The sequence below is a fragment of the Sinorhizobium arboris LMG 14919 genome (genome assembly GCF_000427465.1).
In the GTDB taxonomy this organism is placed as follows: domain Bacteria; phylum Pseudomonadota; class Alphaproteobacteria; order Rhizobiales; family Rhizobiaceae; genus Sinorhizobium; species Sinorhizobium arboris.
On sequence record NZ_ATYB01000014.1, the window covers coordinates 2,588,620 to 2,609,771 of the forward strand.

16 protein-coding genes are annotated in these 21,152 nt (G+C 63.4%); 1 reads left to right on the plus strand and 15 read right to left on the minus strand.

Annotated elements, in window-relative coordinates; all coding sequences use genetic code 11:
• Nucleotides 1-13: 13 nt before the first annotated feature.
• Nucleotides 14-2,272 (minus strand): membrane protein, encoded by a 2,259-nt coding sequence (locus SINAR_RS0123895; RefSeq protein WP_028001422.1) that lies wholly within the window; start codon nt 2,270-2,272, stop codon nt 14-16.
• Between the two features lie 63 nt (nt 2,273-2,335).
• Nucleotides 2,336-3,634: an adenylosuccinate synthase gene (locus SINAR_RS0123900; protein WP_028001423.1), complete on the minus strand. Its 1,299-nt coding sequence runs from the start codon at nt 3,632-3,634 to the stop codon at nt 2,336-2,338.
• Nucleotides 3,635-3,839: 205 nt separating this feature from the next.
• On the opposite strand from SINAR_RS0123900, the gene SINAR_RS0123905 reads away from it, so the two are divergent.
• Complete coding sequence (locus tag SINAR_RS0123905; RefSeq protein ID WP_028001424.1) at nt 3,840-4,730, plus strand: DMT family transporter; 891 nt, start codon at nt 3,840-3,842, stop codon at nt 4,728-4,730.
• Nucleotides 4,731-4,818: 88 nt separating this feature from the next.
• On the opposite strand, the gene serA is transcribed toward SINAR_RS0123905, so the two are convergent.
• The 13 genes from serA to tolQ all read right to left on the minus strand — a co-directional run bounded on the left by serA (nt 4,819) and on the right by tolQ (nt 20,805).
• Nucleotides 4,819-6,414, minus strand: a complete 1,596-nt coding sequence (serA, locus tag SINAR_RS0123910) for a phosphoglycerate dehydrogenase (RefSeq protein ID WP_028001425.1) — start codon at nt 6,412-6,414, stop codon at nt 4,819-4,821.
• Between the two features lie 81 nt (nt 6,415-6,495).
• The gene (locus SINAR_RS0123915; RefSeq protein ID WP_028001426.1) at nt 6,496-7,674 is read right to left on the minus strand and encodes a phosphoserine transaminase; all 1,179 of its coding nucleotides are present in this window, start codon (nt 7,672-7,674) and stop codon (nt 6,496-6,498) included.
• A gap of 139 nt (nt 7,675-7,813) precedes the next feature.
• A complete protein-coding gene (locus tag SINAR_RS0123920; RefSeq protein ID WP_028001427.1) occupies nt 7,814-8,626 on the minus strand; it encodes an outer membrane protein in 813 nt (270 codons plus the stop codon).
• 215 nt (nt 8,627-8,841) lie between these two features.
• Nucleotides 8,842-9,669, minus strand: a complete 828-nt coding sequence (locus tag SINAR_RS0123925) for an outer membrane protein (RefSeq protein ID WP_033057546.1) — start codon at nt 9,667-9,669, stop codon at nt 8,842-8,844.
• A 258-nt stretch (nt 9,670-9,927) separates the two neighbouring features.
• Nucleotides 9,928-11,283: a phosphoglucosamine mutase gene (gene glmM / locus SINAR_RS0123930; RefSeq protein ID WP_028001429.1), complete on the minus strand. Its 1,356-nt coding sequence runs from the start codon at nt 11,281-11,283 to the stop codon at nt 9,928-9,930.
• A 422-nt stretch (nt 11,284-11,705) separates the two neighbouring features.
• Nucleotides 11,706-13,643, minus strand: coding sequence for an ATP-dependent zinc metalloprotease FtsH (gene ftsH / locus SINAR_RS0123935; RefSeq protein WP_028001430.1), 1,938 nt, complete (start codon nt 13,641-13,643; stop codon nt 11,706-11,708).
• Between the two features lie 100 nt (nt 13,644-13,743).
• On the minus strand, nt 13,744-15,105 hold the full coding sequence (gene tilS / locus SINAR_RS0123940; RefSeq protein WP_028001431.1) for a tRNA lysidine(34) synthetase TilS: 1,362 nt from the start codon (nt 15,103-15,105) through the stop codon (nt 13,744-13,746).
• A gap of 12 nt (nt 15,106-15,117) precedes the next feature.
• Nucleotides 15,118-16,152 carry a tol-pal system protein YbgF gene (gene ybgF, locus SINAR_RS0123945; RefSeq protein WP_028001432.1) on the minus strand — a complete coding sequence of 345 codons (1,035 nt, stop codon included), beginning with the start codon at nt 16,150-16,152 and terminating at the stop codon, nt 15,118-15,120.
• A gap of 191 nt (nt 16,153-16,343) precedes the next feature.
• On the minus strand, nt 16,344-16,874 hold the full coding sequence (gene pal, locus SINAR_RS0123950) for a peptidoglycan-associated lipoprotein Pal (protein ID WP_018096846.1): 531 nt from the start codon (nt 16,872-16,874) through the stop codon (nt 16,344-16,346).
• A gap of 269 nt (nt 16,875-17,143) precedes the next feature.
• Nucleotides 17,144-18,454: a Tol-Pal system beta propeller repeat protein TolB gene (gene tolB, locus SINAR_RS0123955; protein WP_028001433.1), complete on the minus strand. Its 1,311-nt coding sequence runs from the start codon at nt 18,452-18,454 to the stop codon at nt 17,144-17,146.
• A gap of 78 nt (nt 18,455-18,532) precedes the next feature.
• Entirely contained in the window at nt 18,533-19,600 is a 1,068-nt protein-coding gene (gene tolA, locus SINAR_RS0123960; protein ID WP_028001434.1) for a cell envelope integrity protein TolA, read from the minus strand.
• Between the two features lie 8 nt (nt 19,601-19,608).
• Nucleotides 19,609-20,058 carry a protein TolR gene (gene tolR, locus SINAR_RS0123965; protein ID WP_028001435.1) on the minus strand — a complete coding sequence of 150 codons (450 nt, stop codon included), beginning with the start codon at nt 20,056-20,058 and terminating at the stop codon, nt 19,609-19,611.
• Between the two features lie 27 nt (nt 20,059-20,085).
• On the minus strand, nt 20,086-20,805 hold the full coding sequence (gene tolQ, locus SINAR_RS0123970) for a protein TolQ (protein ID WP_003527594.1): 720 nt from the start codon (nt 20,803-20,805) through the stop codon (nt 20,086-20,088).
• Nucleotides 20,806-21,152 lie beyond the last annotated feature (347 nt).

Here is a 21,152-nt window from a genome sequence, read left to right on the forward strand (position 1 = left end):
CTGAAGCGGGCGCTTATTGGCCGCTCGAGGCCGTGCTCCCCAGCGCGCCCCATGCCTGCAACGCCTTACTGAAGGCGTCCGCTCCGCTCTGACCCTTTTCCAGGGTGAGAAGAGCGCGTCGGCCGTTGCGATAGGTGATCGGGATATCGATCCAGCTGCGGCTGCGCAGAAGCTCGGTGTTGTTGCTGACCGCTTCCGCGAAATCGTTGAGCGCGATCATGTGGAAATCGTCGGTGATCTTCGCCGGCACGGCGATCAGCGGATCGCCGCGATCCTGCTCGGTTCGCTTCATCGAGACGCGCTGGACGCCGTCGATGCTGCCGCCTTCGAAGTTTTCGGGCAGCGAGAACACGAATTCTATCACATGGCTCGCCGGCAGGGACGGATCGGCATTGCGCTTGATGGTCATCAGGGCCGTGAGTCCACGGTCGGGAACCGTGATCTGAGCCTGGATTGCGGGCTCTGGCTTGGCATCGCCGCCTGGCGATTCCTCCTTGAGCGACCAGGCGACTGCACCGGGTATCGCGGTCGGCGAAGATTGGCCGAGCCTCTCTTCGTAGAGAAACATCTTCTCGCCGTCGGCGGCGGAAAGCTGGGGCTGGGACGCCTCGTCGGCCGTCTGGCCGGGCACGGGCGCAGCCGTCTGACCCGCTGCCGCCTGCTGCAGGCCGGCCCCGGCGGCGTTCTGCGGCTCTCCCTCTTGCGTCCGCGCGGCGACGGATTTGCCTTCCTGCGAAGCGGCCGTTTCGGTCGCGACGGCAGGTCCCTCGTCCCTCTCCGTTCCATCGGCAAGCAGCCGCTGGGTGAACTTGGTCGAGACGCCGCCGTCCAGCGGTGCGGTGTCGTCATGCGGCCCGGCCTGTTCGGTCGGCCGGGTCGCCGGCTCGGCTTCGCTCCCGGTCGGTGCCGGCGTTTCGTCGCCTGGATCGTTCGGCAGGATTTTCGCCACGATGCCCGCGAGCCAGGCATTGCCCGCCTCTCTGTTCTGCCAGTAGGCAAAACCGCCGGCGCCGAGGAGAAGCACGACCGCCGCGCCGATCGACAGGCGCTTGACGCTGAACCGGCTGGGCTTGGGCGTGGCGCGATAGGACGTCGGACGAGCGGGAATCGCCGGCGGCGCGGCAAGGCCGCTGTCATTGTTGTGGGTCGTCGACCCATTCGCCGTTCGACCGTCGTCGTCAAAACCGAGCAGATCGTCGACGTGGTCCCAGGCGGTGCCGATACGCTCTTCCCCGTTCGCGGCCGCCGGAGCCTTGTCGACCGGCCACGACCATTCAGAAATCTCCGCCTCGTCGGCGGCCCGGTCCTTGCTGCCCTCGGGTCCTTGGGCGAAGGGGTCGCTGTCGTCGAATGACCAGGAGCGCCCTGCGTCCGCCGCGCCGCTTTGCTGTTCCGTTTCGGCCTTTTCCGGCTCGACCGGATGTATGCCGAGCCGCTCGGGCTCGGCCGCCGACATATCGCCCTGCCCCTGCGCTTCCGGCATGGCTGCGTGGGTCTCGCTCGGCCGTGCCGAAGGGGTGGCATCCTCCCATTCGGGCAACGCCCACTCGGACGGCTCCCGCCTGTCCGGCGCTTCATCGCCCTGAGCCTCCGCCGGCGCCGGTTCGGCCGGATGAGCTTCGGCGTCAGCCCCATCGCGGCTGACATCCTGCTGATCCGGGTCGACGGCCGTCAACTCTTCGGGCGGATGTTCCTGCTGCGCATAGGCTTCGGCTGGCGGCTGCTGCTCCTCGGCCGGCGCATCCGCGGGCGCCGCCTCAAGCGGCTCCTCCTCATGGACCGGAACCTCGTCGAGCGCGTCAGCCGTTGAGGTCTCGGTAGTCGGTGCAGGCAATTCCTCATCGGGGACGCCCTGCACCAGATCCTGACGCTCTTCGGCCGGGCCGGCATCCGAAGCAGGTTCTTCGATCGGAGCGGGAGCCGGCTCTTCCGCCTCGACGGGCTCGGCCGGCACTGCTTCGGGCTCCGCCTCCCGTGTTGGCGGTGTGACGGCCTCGTCTGTCACCGGCGCTTCCAGGGTCTCCGGCTCGAGAGCTTCCGTCTCCTCGACCGGCGGCAAGGCTTCGGCGTGTTCGCTTTCAACTTCGGAGATCGCCTGTTCCAGCTTGTTGAGCTGGCGGTTGATCATGTCGTCCGACGGCCGGGGGTTCATGCTCTCGAGCTGACGGCGTACGGCACCGCGCGCCTTCTCGTAGACCCTGCCTCGCATTTCCGGTGTGTTTTCCGACAGGCCGTCGACCGTCCTGCGAATAACTGCAACAAAATCCGCCATCAGTGCTTTCTCAATCTCCAGACCCGCGGCCACTGCCGCGACGCCGCTTTCCTTGCGCCGACACTAGTCCTCAAAAGGGTCCGTCACAAGTATCGTGTCGTCCCGTTCCGGACTGGTCGAAAGTAGCGCGACCGGCGCGCCTATCAGTTCCTCGACCTGGCGAACATATTTGATTGCCTGAGCCGGGAGATCGGCCCAACTGCGGGCGCCGACCGTGGATTCTTTCCATCCTTCCAGCGTGATATAGACCGGTTTTGCCGAAGCTTGCTGTGCCTGACTTGCGGGAAGATGATCGATCTGCTGTCCGTCCAGAGTATAGCCGACGCAAATCTTCAGCTCGTCGAGCCCGTCGAGCACGTCCAGCTTGGTGAGCGCTATGCCGGTTATGCCGTTGGCGGCAACCGACTGGCGCACCAGAGCAGCGTCGAACCAGCCGCAGCGGCGCTTGCGTCCGGTTACCGTCCCGAATTCGCGGCCGCGCTCGCCAAGGAAGCGGCCGATATCGTCATCGAGCTCGGTCGGGAACGGCCCTTCTCCGACGCGCGTCGTGTAGGCCTTGGTGATGCCGAGGATATAGCCGAGCGAGCCCGGGCCCATGCCTGAACCGGCGGCTGCCTGGCCGGCGACCGTGTTCGACGAGGTCACGAAGGGATAGGTGCCGTGATCGATGTCGAGCAACGTGCCCTGTGCGCCTTCGAACAGTATCCGCGCGCCCTTGCGGCGCTCCCGGTCGAGGAGCAGCCAGATCGTGTCCATGAACGGGAGCACGCGCGTGGCGACCGACGACAATTCGTCCATGATCGCCTGATGGCTGATTTCCGCCTCGCCGAGGCCGCGGCGCAACGCGTTGTGGTGCGTCAGCAGCCGGTCGACCTTGGCCGGCAGCGTGTCGAGATCGGCAAGATCCATGACCCGGATTGCGCGGCGGCCGACCTTGTCCTCATAGGCCGGACCGATGCCGCGGCGCGTCGTGCCGATCTTGGTGCCGCTGTTGGAGGCCGCGTCCTCGCGGATGCCGTCGAGCTCGCGGTGGAGCGAGAGAATGAGCGTCGCGTTATCGGCGATGCGCAGGTTTTCCGGCGTGACCTTGACGCCCTGAGCCCCGAGCTTGTCGATCTCCGCGATCAATGCGTGCGGGTCGATCACCACGCCATTGCCGATGACGGCGAGCTTGCCGGGCCGGACGACGCCGGAGGGCAGCAGCGACAGCTTATAGCTGACGCCGTCGATCACCAGCGTGTGGCCGGCATTGTGGCCGCCCTGGAAGCGCACCACTATGTCGGCGCGCTCCGAGAGCCAATCCACGATCTTGCCTTTGCCTTCGTCGCCCCACTGGGATCCGACCACCACGACATTCGTCATAATTCTCTTCCTGTTCACGCGCGCATGCGGACGCTGCGCTGTTCTCAAAACCCGCGCATCTATACTGTGTTGTCTACCGGAAAGCGACCCCGTTATCAGCGGTCGTCTGACCTTTTTGAATGACAAGCCGCGGATTTAGCGCCTATATCTCGAGCTCTCGCGCCTTTCCGGCAATCCCCTTCCATCCCGCACGGACCGCATTAACGTGAACGCCAGGGCCTATTTCTATCTCAGCATTACTGCGCTCTTCTGGGGCGGCAATTCGGTGGCGGGCAAGATGGCCGTCGGGCACGTCAGCCCGATGATGCTGACGACCTTGCGCTGGCTGGTCGCGCTTACGGTTATCCTGGTCCTGATGACGCCGCAGATCCGCCGCGACTGGCAAAAAATCCGCCAGCACTGGCTGCAGCTGCTTGCCTATGGCGCCGTCGGCTTCACCATGTTCAATGCGTTTCTGTACTCCGCCGTACAATACACCAGCGCCATCAATGCCGTCATTCTTCAGGCCGGCATTCCAATGCTGATCTTCATCTTCAATTTCGCGCTTTTCAGGATGAAGGCGTCGCTCGCCCAGGTGATCGGCTTTACCGTGACGCTGATCGGCGTGCTCATCACCGCCGCCCATGGCGATCTCGCGAGCCTCGTGCGCCTGAGCTTCAACTTCGGCGATGCGCTGATGATCCTCGCCTGCATCGTCTATGCCGCATATACGGTCGCGCTACGCTGGAAACCGGCCATGCATTGGCAGAGCTTCATAGCCGCCCCGGCCCTCGGGGCGCTGCTGAGCGCCATACCGCTCCTCTTGTGGGAGATCGGGAAAGGCACTGCGATCATGCCGGATGCGACCGGCTGGGCGATCGTGCTCTATGCCGCGATCTTCCCCTCGCTGATGTCGCAGGTCCTCTATGTTCGCGGCGTCGAGATGATCGGCGCCAACCGCGCCGGCCTGTTCATCAACGCCATTCCGGTGTTCGGAACCCTTCTATCCGTCGTCCTCGTCGGCGAGATATTCCACCCGTTTCATCTCGCCGCCTTGGCGCTCGTCCTCGGCGGCATCGCTATCGCCGAACGCGGCCGGCCGAAGCTATCGCGGTAAAAAGCCCCTCCCCCACAAGGGCCTGCAAGGGGGAGGGACGAGTCTGGATCTGTCGCACCGAGCGGTATTTTTAGGGCCCGGGTGCCGCTCAGTCGATATTGAACACCAGCGGCTTCGCCTGGCGGATCGCTCCGTTCGCGCGCAGCTTGTCGAGCACGGTTTCCGAAACCGGACCATCGACGTAAAGCAGTGCGATCGCATCGCCGCCCTGCTTTTCGCGGCCGAGCTGGAAGTTCGCGATGTTGACGCCCGCGTCGCCCAGCGTCGATCCGATGAAGCCGATCATGCCGGGAACGTCGGTGTTGGTGATGTAGACCATGTGATTGCCGACATCCGCATCGAGATTGATGCCCTTGATCTGGATGAAGCGCGGCTTGCCGTCGGAGAAGACGGTACCTGCGACCGAGCGGGTCTGGTTCGCCGTCTTGACAGTCAGCTTGATGTACCCGTCGAAAACGCCGGTCTTGTCACGCTTGACTTCGGAAAGGATGACCCCCTTTTCCTTCACCATGACGGGCGCCGAAACCATGTTGACGTCGGCCACCTGCGGGCGGATCAGGCCGGCGAGCGCCGCGCTCGTCAGCGCCTTGGTGTTCATCGCCGCGGTCGAGCCGTCGTAGAGGATTTCGATCTCCTTGATCGCGCTTTCGGTAACCTGCCCGACGAAGGCGCCGAGAACGTCGGCGAGCCGGATGAAGGGCTTAAGGATCGGCGCCTCTTCCGCTGTAATCGACGGCATGTTGATGGCGTTGGAGACCGCACCCTTGACGAGATATTCCGACATCTGCTCGGCGACCTGAAGCGCGACGTTCTCCTGTGCCTCCGTCGTCGAAGCGCCGAGATGCGGCGTGCACACGACATTCGGCAAGCCGAAGAGCGGGCTCTCGGTGGCGGGCTCCACCTCGAAGACGTCGAAGCCTGCGCCGGCGACATGGCCGGACTTGAGGGCCTCGGCAAGCGCCTTTTCATCGACGAGGCCGCCGCGGGCGCAGTTGATGATGCGCACGCCCGGCTTGGTCTTAGCGATCGCCTCGGCATTGAGGATGTTGCGGGTCTTGTCCGTCAGCGGCACGTGCAGGCTGATGAAGTCGGCCTGAGCGAGAAGTTCGTCGAGCTCGACCTTGACGACGCCCATTTCCTCGGCCCGCTCCTTCGACAGAAACGGATCGTAGGCGATGACGTGCATCTTGAGACCGATCGCGCGGGCGCAGACGATCGAGCCGATGTTGCCCGCGCCGATGACGCCCAGCACCTTGCCGGTGATCTCGACACCCATGAATCTCGACTTCTCCCACTTGCCGGCCTGGGTCGAGCCGTCGGCGGCAGGAAGCTGCCGGGCAACGGCGAACATCAGCGCGACCGCATGCTCGGCGGTGGTTATCGAGTTGCCGAAGGGGGTGTTCATCACGATGATGCCGCGGCGCGAAGCGGCGGGAATGTCGACATTGTCGACGCCGATACCGGCGCGGCCGACGACCTTGAGATTGGTGGCGGCGGCGATCAGCTTTTCGGTCACCTTGGTGGCCGAGCGGATGGCGAGGCCATCGTAGTTGCCGATGATTTCGGCGAGCTTCTCCTTGTCCTTGCCGAGCTTCGGCTGAAAATCGACTTCCACGCCATGGTCGCGGAAGATCTGGACAGCGGTTTGCGACAGTTCGTCGGATACGAGAACGCGAGGTGCCATGAAGGCCTCCTTGAAAAAACAGGTCTGAACCATTGGGGATTAGGCTTCGCCCTCAGGGAGAGCGAAGCGGATCGCATCGGATCAGGCGGCGGCCTGCGAAAGCGTCGCCTTCTGGGTCTCGAAGGCCCAACTCAGCCACGGCATCAGAGCTTCCATGTCGGACGTCTCGATCGTCGCACCCGCCCAGATGCGCAGCCCGGACGGAGCATCGCGGTAATGGCCGATGTCGAAGGCGACGCCTTCCTTGTCGAGCAGCGCGACGACGCCCTTTGCAAAGGCGGCCTGCGCCTCTGCGTCGAGCGCCGACACGTCGTTGTCGACGATCTTCAGGCAGACCGAGGTATTGGAGCGGGTTTCAGGCTTCACCGCGAGGTTGGCGATCCAGTCGTTGTCCGCGACGAAACGGTGAATGACCTGTGCATTGGCATCGGCACGGGCGATCAGACCCTTGAGGCCGCCGGCCGACTTCGCCCAGAGAAGCGCGTCGATATAGTCCTCGACGCAGAGCATGGAGGGCGTGTTGATCGTCTCGCCGGTGAAAATGCCCTCGATCAGCTTGCCGCCCTTGGTCATGCGGAAGATCTTCGGCAGCGGCCAGGCGGGAACATAGTTCTCCAGCCGCTCGACCGCGCGGGGGCTGAGGATCAGCACGCCATGGGCGCCCTCGCCGCCCAGCACCTTCTGCCAGGAAAAGGTGACGACGTCGAGTTTGGCGAAATCGAGCGCCTGGGCGAAGGCGGCCGAGGTCGCGTCGCAGATGGTCACGCCGTTGCGATCCGCGGGAATGAAATCGGCATTCGGGACGCGCACGCCGGAGGTCGTGCCATTCCAGGTGAAGACCACGTCGCGGTCGAAATCGACCTTCGAAAGGTCCGGGAGCTCGCCGTAATCGGCCTCCAGGCGGCGGACATCGGCAAGCTTCAACTGCTTGACGACGTCGGTCACCCAGCCGGCACCGAAGCTCTCCCAGGCCAGCATGTCGACACCGCGCGCGCCGAGCAGCGACCAGAGCGCCATTTCGACCGCACCGGTGTCGGAAGCGGGCACGATACCGATGCGGTAGTCGGCCGGGACTTCCAGAATTTCGCGGGTGAGATCGATGGCTTGCTTGAGCTTCGACTTGCCGATCTTGGCGCGGTGCGAGCGACCGAGGGGGGCGTCGGAGAGAGCTTGGAGCGTCCAGCCGGGACGCTTGGCGCAAGGACCAGAAGAAAAATGGGTATTGGCCGGGCGCACGGCCGGCTTGGCAGGCTTCGTCATATGCTATCCTCTCAGATAGAAGCCCCTCGTTGGGGAGGGGTGTCCCGCCGTCGGGAATATTGCGGGTCGGAGAGGAAGTCAAGCGAGCAGCGTCGCGTTTGAAGAGATTTTTGCCGTTTCGAGCAAACCGGGCGCCGCATCACCACAGTGCGAAACGCAGGCCGACACGGAACTCGTGCCGGGAAAAACCGTCATCATACCCCTTCGCGCCGTCGGCTCCGGAGCCGAACATGTCGCCGTCCGCGATTTTGGAATAGCGATAGCCCGCATCGAACTTCAATCGGTCCGTGACATCATAGGCGACGCCCGCCATGAGTGCGTAGGTGAAGCGCCAGCTGTCCCGCCCACCGTAAGAAACGCCGTCCGACGCCCCGGTACAGGCCCCGCCGGACCCTACGCAGGTCGCGGTTTCACGGACCGTTTTCCAGTCGATGCGGGTCGTTCCGATACCGGCACCGAGATAAGGCGTGAAGCCTGCAAGCGTCGCCAGATCGACATAGCCGTTCGCCATCAATCCGAGAGCGGAAAAATTGGCCCTGTGGGAAAAGGCGCACCCCGTCCCTGCGCCCTCGCCCGCACAGGGGCTGGCCGAAAGCGACGATCCGTCGAAGCGGCCCTCGAAATATTCGGCCGTAAGATCGCCACGAAGGACGTCGGTGAACCGGTAGCCGAGACCGATGGCGGCGGAGGCCGGCTTGTCGAAGCGTGCGCTGTCAAAGGAAACGTCGCCGGAGCCCGCGCCGCCCGTGGAACGGTAGAAGGGATCGCCCTCGTCCATCCAGGGCGCATAGGCTATATCGCCACGCAGATAGAGGCGGCCGCCGTCAGCCCCTTCGGTCGAAATCGTGATCTCGGGCGCGTCGAGCAATTCTTCGTCGGCGGCCAGTACAATGTATGGCACCAACAGGCCTGCGCAGAATGCCGCGCTGCAAAATCCCCGTCGCCAATCCATGCGATGCCCTTTCGCTCGGCCATTCTTCAAAGTGCTGCCGGCCTTGCGCATCCGGGGAGACGCAAAGCGCTGCAGTACGGCGCTGACCATTCGCGTTAACTATTGCAGGCACGGGTTAACTACGGGTTAACCATGTATCTTAGGAATTCGTACGGGCCGGAAATCGGAAAGGCCGCCCCATGGGGCGGCCCCGAACTCCGCAATCCTGTTCCGGATCACTTGTATACGATCGGCTCGGCCGGCGGCACATAGGCCGCCTCGCAATTGTTGCCGAAGGAATAGCGCAGGCCCGCCCGCGCCTCGTGTACATAGATGTCCTTGTCGTAGGCCGGGCCACTGTTGAGATTGTAGCCGAACATGTTGCCGCCGTTGATATGACGGAAGCGGTAACCGACATCGGCCTTGAGGTTGCAGGTGAGATCCACGGCGGTACCGGCCATCAGCGCATAGGTGAAGCGCCAATCGCTTTCGCCCTTATGCTCGACCGTCGGGTCGCAATTGCTGGGATCGGTAACGTCGCAGCTCGTGTTACGCAGCGTTCCCCACTTCACCCGAGTACCGCCGATACCGGCACCGACATAGGGCGTGAAGGCTCCGTAGGTCCCGAGGTCCACATAGGCATTGGCGAGCAGGCTCCAGGCGGACATCGATGCGACATCGTTCGAGACGCAATTGACGGCGACCCCGCAGCCGCCGCTGGTAGAGCCGTTGAAGTCGGACTCGCCGAGATAATCGAGCGTGAGGTCGGCACGCAGATAGCTGTTGATCTGATATCCGACACCGCCGCCAAGGACGTAGGAATCATCCACATCGGCCCGGTCGAAATCGACCAGGTTGCTGTTCGAGCCCTGAAAATAGTGGGCCCCGCGCAAATCGTTCCACGCATATCCGACGTCGCCGCGCAGATACCAGCCGCTGGATTCGACCACCTCCACCGGCTGCTCGACGAACGGTGCTTCCACGGGTGGCTGATAGACGTCCGCTGCGTATACCGGCGTGCCGCTCAGCAGAGCCGCAGCGACGCCCCTAAAAATCTTCTTCATGCCCCAACCCCAATACACTAGAGTATCCTCGATCGGCTGGCAGCACATAGTCGCAGCCGTGCCGTATGCTCTGATGTACAATGAAGGGAAAGGGTTAATCCCTGATTAACTACAAAAATTTACCTTGAATATTAACTGTTGCTAGTATTCGGTGGTCGTAGTCAACAATAGTCGCCCTCATCCGGACCGCCCGCCTCCCTCTCCCCGCAAGCGGGGCGAAGGAGACTCGCGGAAGCGGTGGCAAAGGCTGCTTCTTAATCAGGCAGCGGCGCTGCGCACGCTGCCGATCACGTTGACGAGTTCGTCGACGATGCGCTCGACCTGACCTCGGTCGTCGCCTTCCGCCATGACGCGGATCAGCGGCTCGGTGCCGGAAGGCCGGATGAGCAGCCGCCCGTTCTTGGCGAGCTGCGCCTCCGCATCGGCGATCGCCTGCTGCACGCCGGCGTCCTCCAGCGGTTTTCCGGCCGCAACGCGCACATTCTTCAGCACCTGCGGCACCGGCTCGAAACGTCGGCAGATTTCGCTCACCGCCTTGCCCTGGCGCTTGACCACCGCCAGGATCTGCAGCGCCGCCACCAGACCGTCGCCGGTCGTGCCGAAATCGGAAAGAACGATGTGGCCTGACTGTTCGCCACCGACATTCAGGCCGTCCTGACGCATCTGCTCGACGACGTAACGGTCGCCGACCTTGGTGCGGTGGAGCTTGAGCCGGCGCGCCTGGAGGTAGCGTTCCAGGCCGAGATTCGACATGACGGTCGCGGCGATGCCGCCGCCCTTGAGCATGCCGTCGGCCGCCCAGCTGTCGGCGATGACCGCCATGAGCTGGTCGCCATCGATAACCGTCCCTTCCTCGTCGATGATCAGAACCCGGTCGGCGTCTCCGTCAAGCGCGATGCCGATATCCGCCCTCACCTCGTGCACCTTCTTCTGCAGCGCGGCGGGGTGCGTCGATCCGCATTCGAGGTTGATGTTGACGCCGTTCGGCTCCGTCCCGATCGTGACGACTTCGGCGCCGAGCTCCCAAAGGGCGGAGGGCGCGACCTTGTAGGCGGCACCGTTTGCGCAATCGATGGCGATCCTGAGTCCTGTCAGTGTTACGTCGCGCGGCAGCGTCCGCTTGGCCTGTTCGATATAGCGGTAGATGTCGCCGTCAACGCGCTTGGCCCGGCCGATGTCCTCCGGCTTGGCCAGCTGCCCGGACATGTCCTGCTCCAGCAGCTCCTCGATCTTTTCCTCGATGTCGTCGGAAAGCTTGTAGCCATCGGGCCCGAAGAGCTTGATGCCGTTGTCGCGGAACGGATTGTGCGAGGCGGAAATCATCACGCCGATATCGGCTCTCAGCGACCGCGTCAGCATGGCGACACCAGGCGTCGGTATCGGGCCGAGCAGAAAGACGTCGAGCCCCGCTGCCGTGAAGCCCGCAACCATCGCGTTTTCGAGCATGTAGCCTGAAAGGCGCGTGTCCTTGCCGATCACCACGCGGTGCCGATGAGCGCCGTTCCTGAAAATGGTTCCTACTGCAATGCCGACCCGCATGGCGAGGTCCGGCGTCATCGGAAAAATATTTGACTGGCCGCGAATACCATCGGTGCCGAAATATTTGCGCTTCATAAAAACTCCATCGTCCTGCTTCGGCGTCGCCTCTCGTGCCGCCCGCGTCTGCCTGCGTGTTCCGCGACCGGATTTCATAGTTCCGCGACCCGCCGATTACCCCGGCGGAATGAAGAAAATAGACGCGGCCTTCCGCCCCTCATGCCGCTCTCACCATCCAAACGCCCTTGCCCCGATCAGATCGGGAAAATCAAGTAGCCCCGCGCCATATTTGGCACAAAACCGTAATAAACGGCAGCGATCATACCATCAGAAATCATTACAGCGCGTTACAACTGCACCTTTTTTCGACAGGATGCTTCTGGTCGGATCGACCTGAAGCACGAATGCAGAAACCGTGGCACTTTTTGCCTCGTCCCGCTCCAAAAAAAGCCGCCGCCCCTTCCGGAGCGGCGGCTTTTTGATTGCGCTTGCACGGGAACCTATTGCGGCTGCGGTTCGAACCCGCCTTCGGGCTCCTCACCCTTGTTCCCGGTTTCCTTCTTCGTGCCGGCCGAAGGCACGGCCGAGCCGCGATGCGGCGGCGTGTCGTCGCCGAGATCGCGGGCCGGCTTCTCGCCGCGGATCAGAGCCTTGATCTCGTCGCCGGTCAACGTCTCGTATTCGAGCAATCCTTCCGCAAGAGCCACGAATTCATGATTGTGCTCGGTGAGGATACGGCGCGCCGTTTCATAGGCCTCGTCGATCAGGCGGCGGATTTCGTTGTCGATTTTCTGAGCGGTCGATTCCGAAACGTTCTTCTGCTGCGCGACGGAATGACCGAGGAAGACCTCCTGCTGGTTCTCGCCATAGGCGACCTGTCCGAGCTGATCGGAGAAGCCCCACTGCGTGACCATCGCCCTGGCAAGCTTCGTCGCCTGCTCGATATCGGAGGATGCGCCCGAGGTTATGTTCTCCTTGCCGAAGGTCAGTTCCTCGGCGACGCGTCCGCCCATCATGATGGCAAGGCGCGAGATCATCCACTTGTAGCTCATCGAGTAGCGGTCGCCCTCGGGCAACTGCATCACCATGCCGAGCGCACGTCCCCGGGGAATGATCGTCGCCTTGTGCAGCGGATCGGCCGAGGGGACGTTGAGCGCGAGGATCGCATGGCCCGCCTCGTGATAGGCGGTCAGCTTCTTCTCGGCTTCGGTCATGGCGGACGAGCGGCGCTCCGCGCCCATCATGATCTTGTCCTTGGCGTCCTCGAATTCCTGCATGGTAACGAGGCGCTTGTTGCGCCGCGCCGCCATCAGCGCCGCCTCGTTGACGAGGTTCATGAGATCGGCACCGGAGAAGCCCGGGGTACCGCGCGCAAGCACCTTCAGATCGACATTCGGCGCCAGCGGTACGTTGCGGACATGCACCTTGAGGATCCGCTCGCGGCCGTTGATATCCGGGTTCGGCACGACGACCTGGCGGTCGAAGCGGCCCGGGCGCAGGAGCGCCGGGTCGAGCACGTCCGGCCGGTTGGTGGCGGCGATCAGGATAATGCCCTCATTCGCCTCGAAACCATCCATCTCGACCAGCAGCTGGTTCAGCGTCTGTTCGCGTTCGTCATTGCCACCGCCAAGGCCGGCGCCACGATGGCGGCCGACCGCGTCGATTTCATCGATGAAGATGATGCAAGGCGCGTTCTTCTTCGCCTGCTCGAACATGTCGCGGACACGCGATGCGCCGACACCGACGAACATTTCGACGAAGTCGGAACCGGAGATCGTGAAGAACGGCACATTCGCCTCACCGGCGACCGAGCGGGCGAGCAGCGTCTTACCGGTGCCGGGCGGGCCGACCAGCAGGACGCCACGCGGGATGCGGCCACCGAGACGCTGGAACTTCTGCGGGTCGCGCAGGAATTCGACGATTTCCTCGAGGTCCTGCTTGGCCTCATCGACGCCGGCGACGTCGTCGAAGGTCACGCGGCCGTGCGCTTCCGTCAGAAGCTTGGCCTTGGATTTGCCGAAGCCCATGGCGCCGCGCGAGCCGCCCTGCATCTGGCGCATGAAAAACAGCCAGACGCCTAGGATCAGGAGCATCGGCAAGAGCGTACCGATATAGCTCAGGAACCCGGACGAGCCGTCCGTCTCCGGACGGACCGTGACCGTGACGTCCTTGGCTTCCAGCCGCTCCGTGAGCGCCGTGTCGACGGCGGGGGCATAGGTCTGGAAGGTCGCTCCGCTTTCGGTGTAGCTGCCGATCACCTTCGAACCGGTGATCACGACGTCCTTCACGCGGCTTGCGTCGACGTCCTTGAGGAACTGCGAGAATGGAATTTCACGCGAGCCTGTTCGTTCGGTCGGCTGCTGGAACATGCTGAATAGCGCTATCAGGAGAAGCGCTATGATTGCCCAGAGGGCAAAATTTCGAAAATTAGGGTTCATCGAACTCCCCGGAACCTGTCGCAGCCCCGCGCTTTCGCCGGGCTGTATTCTTGTTCCTAACATAGGTGTCCGGGGTGACCTTGCCAAGGAAAACCGCCGGTTACATTTCCATTTCTGTCAAAACATCATGCACCGGCGGAGCAGGGTATCGATCACGCCCGAACGACACCGCGACCGCATCCGCCATGATCCTGTCGAAACCCGGCAAAAAGGTGTCGTAAAGCGCAATGTGGTACTCGACTTTCGCCGCCGCCTCGCCGTAGGCGAGCCCCGCGGCACCCGTCGGCGCGATGCCTGGTGCCACCGCGGATGCGCGCTTGGCAATCCCCGCCGGCAGCCCTGCGTCAATAAGCCTCTGAGTCCACAGTCCACCCGACGCGTCCGCGGCGACGGTCAGCGCCGGTCCACCGCTCTTTACCGTGAACCGCCCATCCCAGAGTCCCTGCCCGCCCGGTCCGACGGCGAGCACCGGCAGATTGCGCGCCTCGCGATAGAGATAGAGACCGCTTGCCCGCCGGTCGAAGACGACCCGCCCCGCCGTCATGCGGCCAGGCTCACCCGACCGCAGGAACTGCGAGAGCCGTTGCACCGTGGCGCGAGCGGGCATGTGCTCGCGCCCGCCGAGAACCGAGGCGACCGCCAGCAGCGCACGGCGCCAGTCCCGATCGTCCATTGCGCCGGCATCCCGTGCCGAGATCTCTGCGACGAGCGCCTCGTGAACGCGGATACGTTGCTCGATCAGGGTGGCGGCTCTCGCCGAAGAGGCGGCGCGCTGCCGCCCGTCCCACGAGGGTACCGGCACGCCCCCTGACAGGGCGATCCGGGCACGCACCCGGACTCGCTCGAACGCAGGGTTGGTATTGCTCGGATCGTCGATCCAGGCGACGCCGCGTGCCTCGAGAAGGCTGCGGATCTGGGCGCGCCCCAAAGCGAGAAACGGCCGCAACACCCAGATCCGTCGGCCGTAAAGCATGGCTGCGGCCATGCCCCCGCCGCCCTGCCCCTCGCCCTCCAGGTCGTGCCTTCCGTCGTCCTTGCGACGGGCGCCGCGCATGGCGACGGTCTCCTGCTGGTCGTCGCGCGTATGGCCGGTGGCGATGCAATCGGCGCCAAGCGCCTCGGCGGCCTCGGCCAGCAATTCGTAGCGTTTGTTTCGCGCCGCTGCCTGAATGCCCGTCGACGGCTTCGCGCCCACCCAGCGAGAGGTGCGGTGAGCGATGCCGAGCGCGGCACAGAAGGCCGCCACATCTTCGGCTTCGCGGGCCGACTGCGGCCTCAGCGCGTGATCGACAGTGCAGGCCGCGAGGGAAAACCCCGGGCGCTCATCTGCCGCGAGCGCCGAATGCAGCGCTACGAGCAACCCCATGGAATCGCTGCCACCGGACACGGCAACGAGAATCCTGCAAGGCTTGATGAAGGATTGAAGAAAATTTCGGGCCGTATCGAGAACGGCGTCGGGCATCAGGGGCCCGCCTCAGCAGCCGAAACGGCTCTGCTCGCTCGCCACCTTCGCCTTCACGGCGGGCGATGCTTTCGGATAGCGCTTGTTGACCTCGCGCAGCGTCGCGCAGGCGGTCTCCTTGTTGTCGAGGGCGCCGAGGGACATGCCGAGCTTCAAGAGCATCTCCGGTGCCTTCGGTGACTTGCCGTGGCTCTGATGCGCATTGAGAAAGGTCTTCGCCGCATCGCTGTACTTGCCTTGCGAATATTGTGCCTCGCCCATCCAGAAGCTCGCATCCGCCGCCTTGTCGCCGCTCGGAAAAGCGTCGAGGTAATCGCGGAACTCCTGCTCTGCAATGCTGTAGTCGCCGGAAAGCACGTGACCATAGGCGGATTGGTAGAGATCGCCCGGATCGCTGAGAGACGCGGTCGCCTGTCCACTGTCAGGCACGCTTCCCGGATTGTCGTTGAGGCCGCCGCCCCGGGACGCAAGCCCTGTGTCGACGCCCGGCAGAGTGGCGTTGGCCCCGGGAGCTACGCCCGTCGTTGCCGAGACGGGGTTGCCGTTCTCGTCGAAAATGATCTGACCCAGCGTCGTCGGGGCGGGTGCCGCGCCTGGCACATTGGGATCGGCACGCGCCATGTCGGCACCGCCGGCGGGAGCGTTCCCGCTCCGGCTATCCGTCACCCCGGGGGTGACGGACGCCTGATCATTCGATTTCGGCGTTTCAAGCGCGCCGCTCTTCTTGGAGGAGGACCTGCCATTTTCGAGATCCTGGAAGCGGAACTCGTTGTCCTCCTGGAACTTCCGGATCTGCTCCTGCATCTGCAGAAGCTGGAAGCTCATTTCCTCGATACGCCCGTTGAGAGAGCGGATCTGTTCCTCGAGTTGACCGATCCGTGCAATATCGGGTGATTGCACCTTCATTACCGGCAGGTCGCCCCTGCTGGCGGCATCGGTCTGTGTCGTACGGGCAAAGAGCCCGGAAAGCGGCATGGCATTTGCTGAAGAGCCGAGACCCGCGAGGGTCACGAAGCCAAGCAGTCCTGCCACGACAAATTTCTTCATTTCATTTGTCCTGTTCGTAACCGATTATCCCGCCCCTGGACCGCGTTGCGCAGTACTTTTGCCGATTCCGAGGTGGGTGCCGCACAGTTTTCCAACTGCCGTGAAAAAGCAACGGAGTTCGGCCAAAGTGTGGTAAAAAAGAAAGGGCGGCCCGTGGACCGCCCTTCGAATTCAGCTTCAACCCCGATTGATCAGCTGCCGGCGCCGCCGAGAACGGTAACGGCGCGGCGGTTCTGCGACCAGCAGGAAATGTCGTCGCAGACGGCGACCGGCTTTTCCTTGCCGTAGGAGATCGTGCGCATGCGATTGCCGGGAACGCCGCGGCTGACGAGATAGTCGCGCGTGGCGGCAGCGCGGCGCGCACCGAGCGCGAGGTTGTATTCCCGGGTACCGCGCTCGTCCGCATGGCCTTCGATGGTGATCGCGTAATTCGGATACTTCGCCAGCCACTGCGCCTGGCGGTCGAGCGTCGCCTGTGCGTCGGCGCGGATCGACGTCGAGTCCGTGTCGAAGAAGATGCGGTCGCCGACATTCACGGTGAAGTCCTGCTGCGAACCCGGGGTCGCCGCGCCTGCGCCAAGACCGAGGCCGGCAGCATCGTTCGGCAGGTTCTTCTTGGAAGCGCAGCCAGCAAGGGCAAGCGTCATGACGAGTGCGATCATGACCGGATTGCGGGCGATGGTCTGCATGCGGCTTGCTGCCGGGGTGTCAATTCGGCTCATGGGCCGGGTCTCCTTGAGAAGTGTCAAATTCACGGTTGCCAGACTGTAACCGGAAGCGGTTAATTGCTTTTCAACAGGTATGGTTAACAAATCGACAATCTGCGTCGGCGCGCCTGCTACACCAGCACTTTGCGGCGAGAAAGCGGCACATTCGCCCCATTCCCCGCCATATCTGTGGACATGCCATCACGATGAATTTCGGGCCGTTGCGGCCCGAAATCATCACATCTCGTCAATGCTGGCGATAGAGACCCGGGCGGGCGGCCGCCCTACTCCATAAGCGGCGACCAGGCCGGGTCCGAAGCAAAGCCCTGCGTCGGAACGAGCTGTTCGTTGTAGCCCGTCAGATCGATCGAATAGAGCTGCGGGCCGCCGGCGCCGGCGTTCTGGCGGAAGAACATCAGGACGCGGCCGTTCGGCGCCCAGGTAGGGCCTTCATTGTGGAAGCCGGTGGTGAGAATGCGCTCTCCCGAGCCGTCCGGCTTCATGACGCCGATCGAGAACTTCCCGCCCGACTGTTTCGTGAAGGCGATGAGGTCGCCGCGCGGAGACCAGACCGGCGTCGAATAGGAACCGTCGCCGAAGGAAATGCGCGTCTGACCGGAGCCGTCCGCACCCATGACGTAGAGCTGCTGCCTGCCGCCGCGGTCGCTTTCGAAGACGATCCGGCTGCCGTCCGGCGAGTAGGACGGCGACGTGTCGATCGCCGCGGTGTTGGTGAGCCGCGTGGTCGTGCGCGAGCGCAGGTCCATCGTATAGATGTTGGCGTTGCCTTCCTGCTGCAGGCTCATGATGACCCGCTGGCCATCCGGCGAGAAACGCGGAGCGAAGGTCATGCCGGGGAAGTTGCCGACCACCTCGCGCTGCCCCGTTTCGAGCTGCAGCAGATAGACGCGCGGCTGCTGGTTCTCGAACGACATATAGGTGATTTCCTGACGGTTCGGCGAGAATCGCGGCGTCAGCACGATGTCGTTGGCATTGGTGAGCGCCCGGGAATTGGCACCGTCCTGGTCCATGATGGCGAGCTGGCGCTTGCGCGCATTCTTCGGCCCGCTTTCGGCGACATAGACGATGCGCGTGTCGAAATAGCCCTTCTCGCCGGTGATCCTCTCATAGATCGCGTCGGCGATGATGTGGGCGACCCGGCGCCAGTTTTCCGGCTGGGTGTAGAACTGCTGACCGAGCATCTGTTGACCGGCAAAGGTATCCCACAGGCGGAACTCCGCCTTCAGCCTTCCGTCGCCTTCCTTGGTAACGCGGCCGATGACGAGTGCCTGCGCGTTGATCACCTTCCAGTCCTCGAAGCGCGGCGTGGCATCCGGATTGGAAACCTTCTCGATGAAGGCGCCCTTGTTGATCGGCGCGAAAAGCCCGGAGCGCTTCAGGTCGGCGGCGACGACGTCGGAAATCTTCTGGGCGAGCTCGCCCTGCAGGAAGTCCGTGATCGCGATCGGCAGCGGCTCGACGTTACCCTTGTTGATGTTGATCTCGACGAGCGCATTTGCCGGCGAGGCAATGAGCCCGCAGCCTGCGACCAGCACCATCAGGAGGCGGAAAAGATTGCGTCTCAGCATTTCCATAAAGCCTTTCAGCCTTTCATCTTTCTGGGCAGGGTAAAGGAAAACGCACGCGGTTTTCGCCACCCCGCCCCAACGTGTCTAGAGCATGGAGCTCGGGTCGAAATTGACGACGACCTCGCTCCACGTCTCGTATTTATCTGTCGGCAGTCCCTTGAAGGGAGCCGATTTAAGGACGGCCCGACGTGCGCCACCCATGAGCGCACGGCGCGCGGCATCGGAGCCACCCGTCGCTTCCACTTCCGGCTCGCCGATCAGCTCGCCGTTCGGGTCGAGCCGCATCGTCACCTTGATGCGGACATCCGCCGCGTCGGCCATGCCGGGAATGATCGACCAATTGTTCTGGATCTGGCCGCGAAGCGCGTCGATCTCGCTCTGAGAGAGCTTTTCGCCGCTCGTCGTCTTCTTGCCGCCGAGAGCCGCCTCCTCGGTCGCGCGCTTCGCGCCGCCGCCGGAAGATTCCTGCTTGTTGAGCAGAGCTGCGATTTCATCCGCGTTGAAGTCGCTCTCCTTCTGGGAGGACGCCTTCTTCTGCTCCTTCTTGACCTCTTCCTTCTTGCGCTCGGGCGTCTTGGCCGTCTGCGCGGGCTTTTCGACCTTGGGCTTCGACTGCGGCGTCGGCACCCTGTCCGGCAGAGCCTCGGCCTCGGGATTTTCCGCAGGCTGCTCTTCCGCCGGTGCCGGTTCCGGCTTCGTATCCGGCTTTACTTCCTGCTTGGGTTCGGGCAGCGCCGCCACTTCCGTCGCGGGCTCGGCCGCCGGCTTCTCCTCGACCTTTTCGATCTCTTCCTTCACCGGGTCGGGCGTCGGCGGGGCCTTTTCCGTCTTCTGCGGTGCTGCGGCCGACTCGTTGTCGACCGGCTTGGCATTGGGCGTGGGTGGCGTCTTCAGGTCGACGTCGTTCTCGCCGATATTCTCGGCGTTCTCGACCGGCGTCGGCTTCTTGGTCGGCACCGGCGACGCCTTTTCCTTGGCCGGAGCCTTCTTATCGCCCTGCTGGATCTGCGTGATCGACTCGACCGGCACGATGTCGACCGGCAGCGCCTCGACATCCGCGACCTCGAAATCGGCCGGGCTGCCAAGCGACACCAGCGCCCAGGTCAGGACCAGAGCGTGGAGGACAGCAGATGTAGCAAGACTGCCCTTCATTCAGACGATCACTTCTCTTGTTCTTGAAGCGTAACGAGACCCAGGTTCTTGAAGCCTGCCGCGGAGATGCGCGCCATCACCTTCATCACGGTGCCGTAGTCGGCATTGGTGTCGCCGCGCACATAGATGCGCTCGTTGTAACCGGTCGTGGCAATCGCCTCGAGCTTCGGCACGACCTCGTCGATCGCGATCGGCGTCTCCTGCAGAAAGATTTCGCCTGCCGGGTTGACCGAGACGGTGATCGGCTGGGTGTCGGCGTTCATCGCCTTGGCCTGCGTTTCCGGCAGGTCGATCGGCACGCCGACCGTCATCATCGGCGCAGCCACCATGAAGATGATGAGCAAGACCAGCATGACGTCGACGAGCGGCGTGACGTTGATCTCGCTGATCGCACTTCTTCTGCCGTTGCGACGGCGCCGCCCGCCCGAACCCTTGGTTCCGCCAACTGCCATACCCATCAGCGTTGTCTCCGTACTCTGAGGTCGTTATTGCGCGGCCTGGCGGGAAGGCTGCAGCTTCTCGTCGATCTGCCGCGACAGGATGGCGGAGAACTCGTCGGCGAAGGCTTCCATGCGTGCGGTCAGCTTGCCGGCATCGGCAGTGAACTTGTTGTAGGCGATAACGGCGGGAATAGCGGCGAGCAGACCGATGGCGGTCGCCAGCAGCGCTTCGGCGATACCCGGTGCAACGACGGCGAGGTTGGTGGACTTGGAACCTGCGATTGCCTGGAACGAGGTCATGATGCCGACGACGGTACCGAAAAGGCCGATGAAGGGTGCAGCCGATCCGATCGTCGCAAGAGAGCCGAGCCTTGCCTCCAACGCTTCCGACTCACGGGCGAGCGTCACGTCCATGGCGCGGTCGATACGCATCTGCAGGCCGATCGGAGCGCGCGCGCCGCGCTCGAAGCTTTTCTTCCATTCGCGCATGGCCGAAACGAAGATCGCGCCCATTCCGCTCGTCTGCCGGTCCGAGAGCGTGCGATAGAGCTCCTCCAACGACTGACCGGACCAGAAGACCTGCTCGAAATTATCGAGCTGGCGGCGAACACGCCCGTAATTCAGGCTCTTGTCGACCACGATCGCCCAGGTCCAGACAGAGGCGGCGATAAGCCCCAGCATGACCAGCTTCACGACCAAGCCCGCTTGCATGAAGAGCGACCAGAGGGTCACGTCGCTCGTCGCGGCCAATCCAACCTGTTCCATCGATTTCAGTCCCCGAATCCAAATACCCGGCAGAGCAATTCATGCTCGTAACCGGGTCGCCCAAATGTCCTGCAGCAGGAATGCCCCGGTATTGCCACCGATCGCGGCATTGCGATCTACTCGCATCAGCCTGCCTTCTTGCCGTCAATTTTGGTCAAAGGATGACGTGCACTGCACAAATCCTGATACACGGATTAAGACACCATTATGGTTAAGGGAGTATTACCGCGCGGTTAGAGAGAACTTGTGCGATACGGAACTTCGCACCGCGTCGCACGTTTCGATGCCATGACCCCCTGGCCCCCAAAACATGAAGCCTTCCCGGTGCGGCGCCCCTCCGGCCCCGC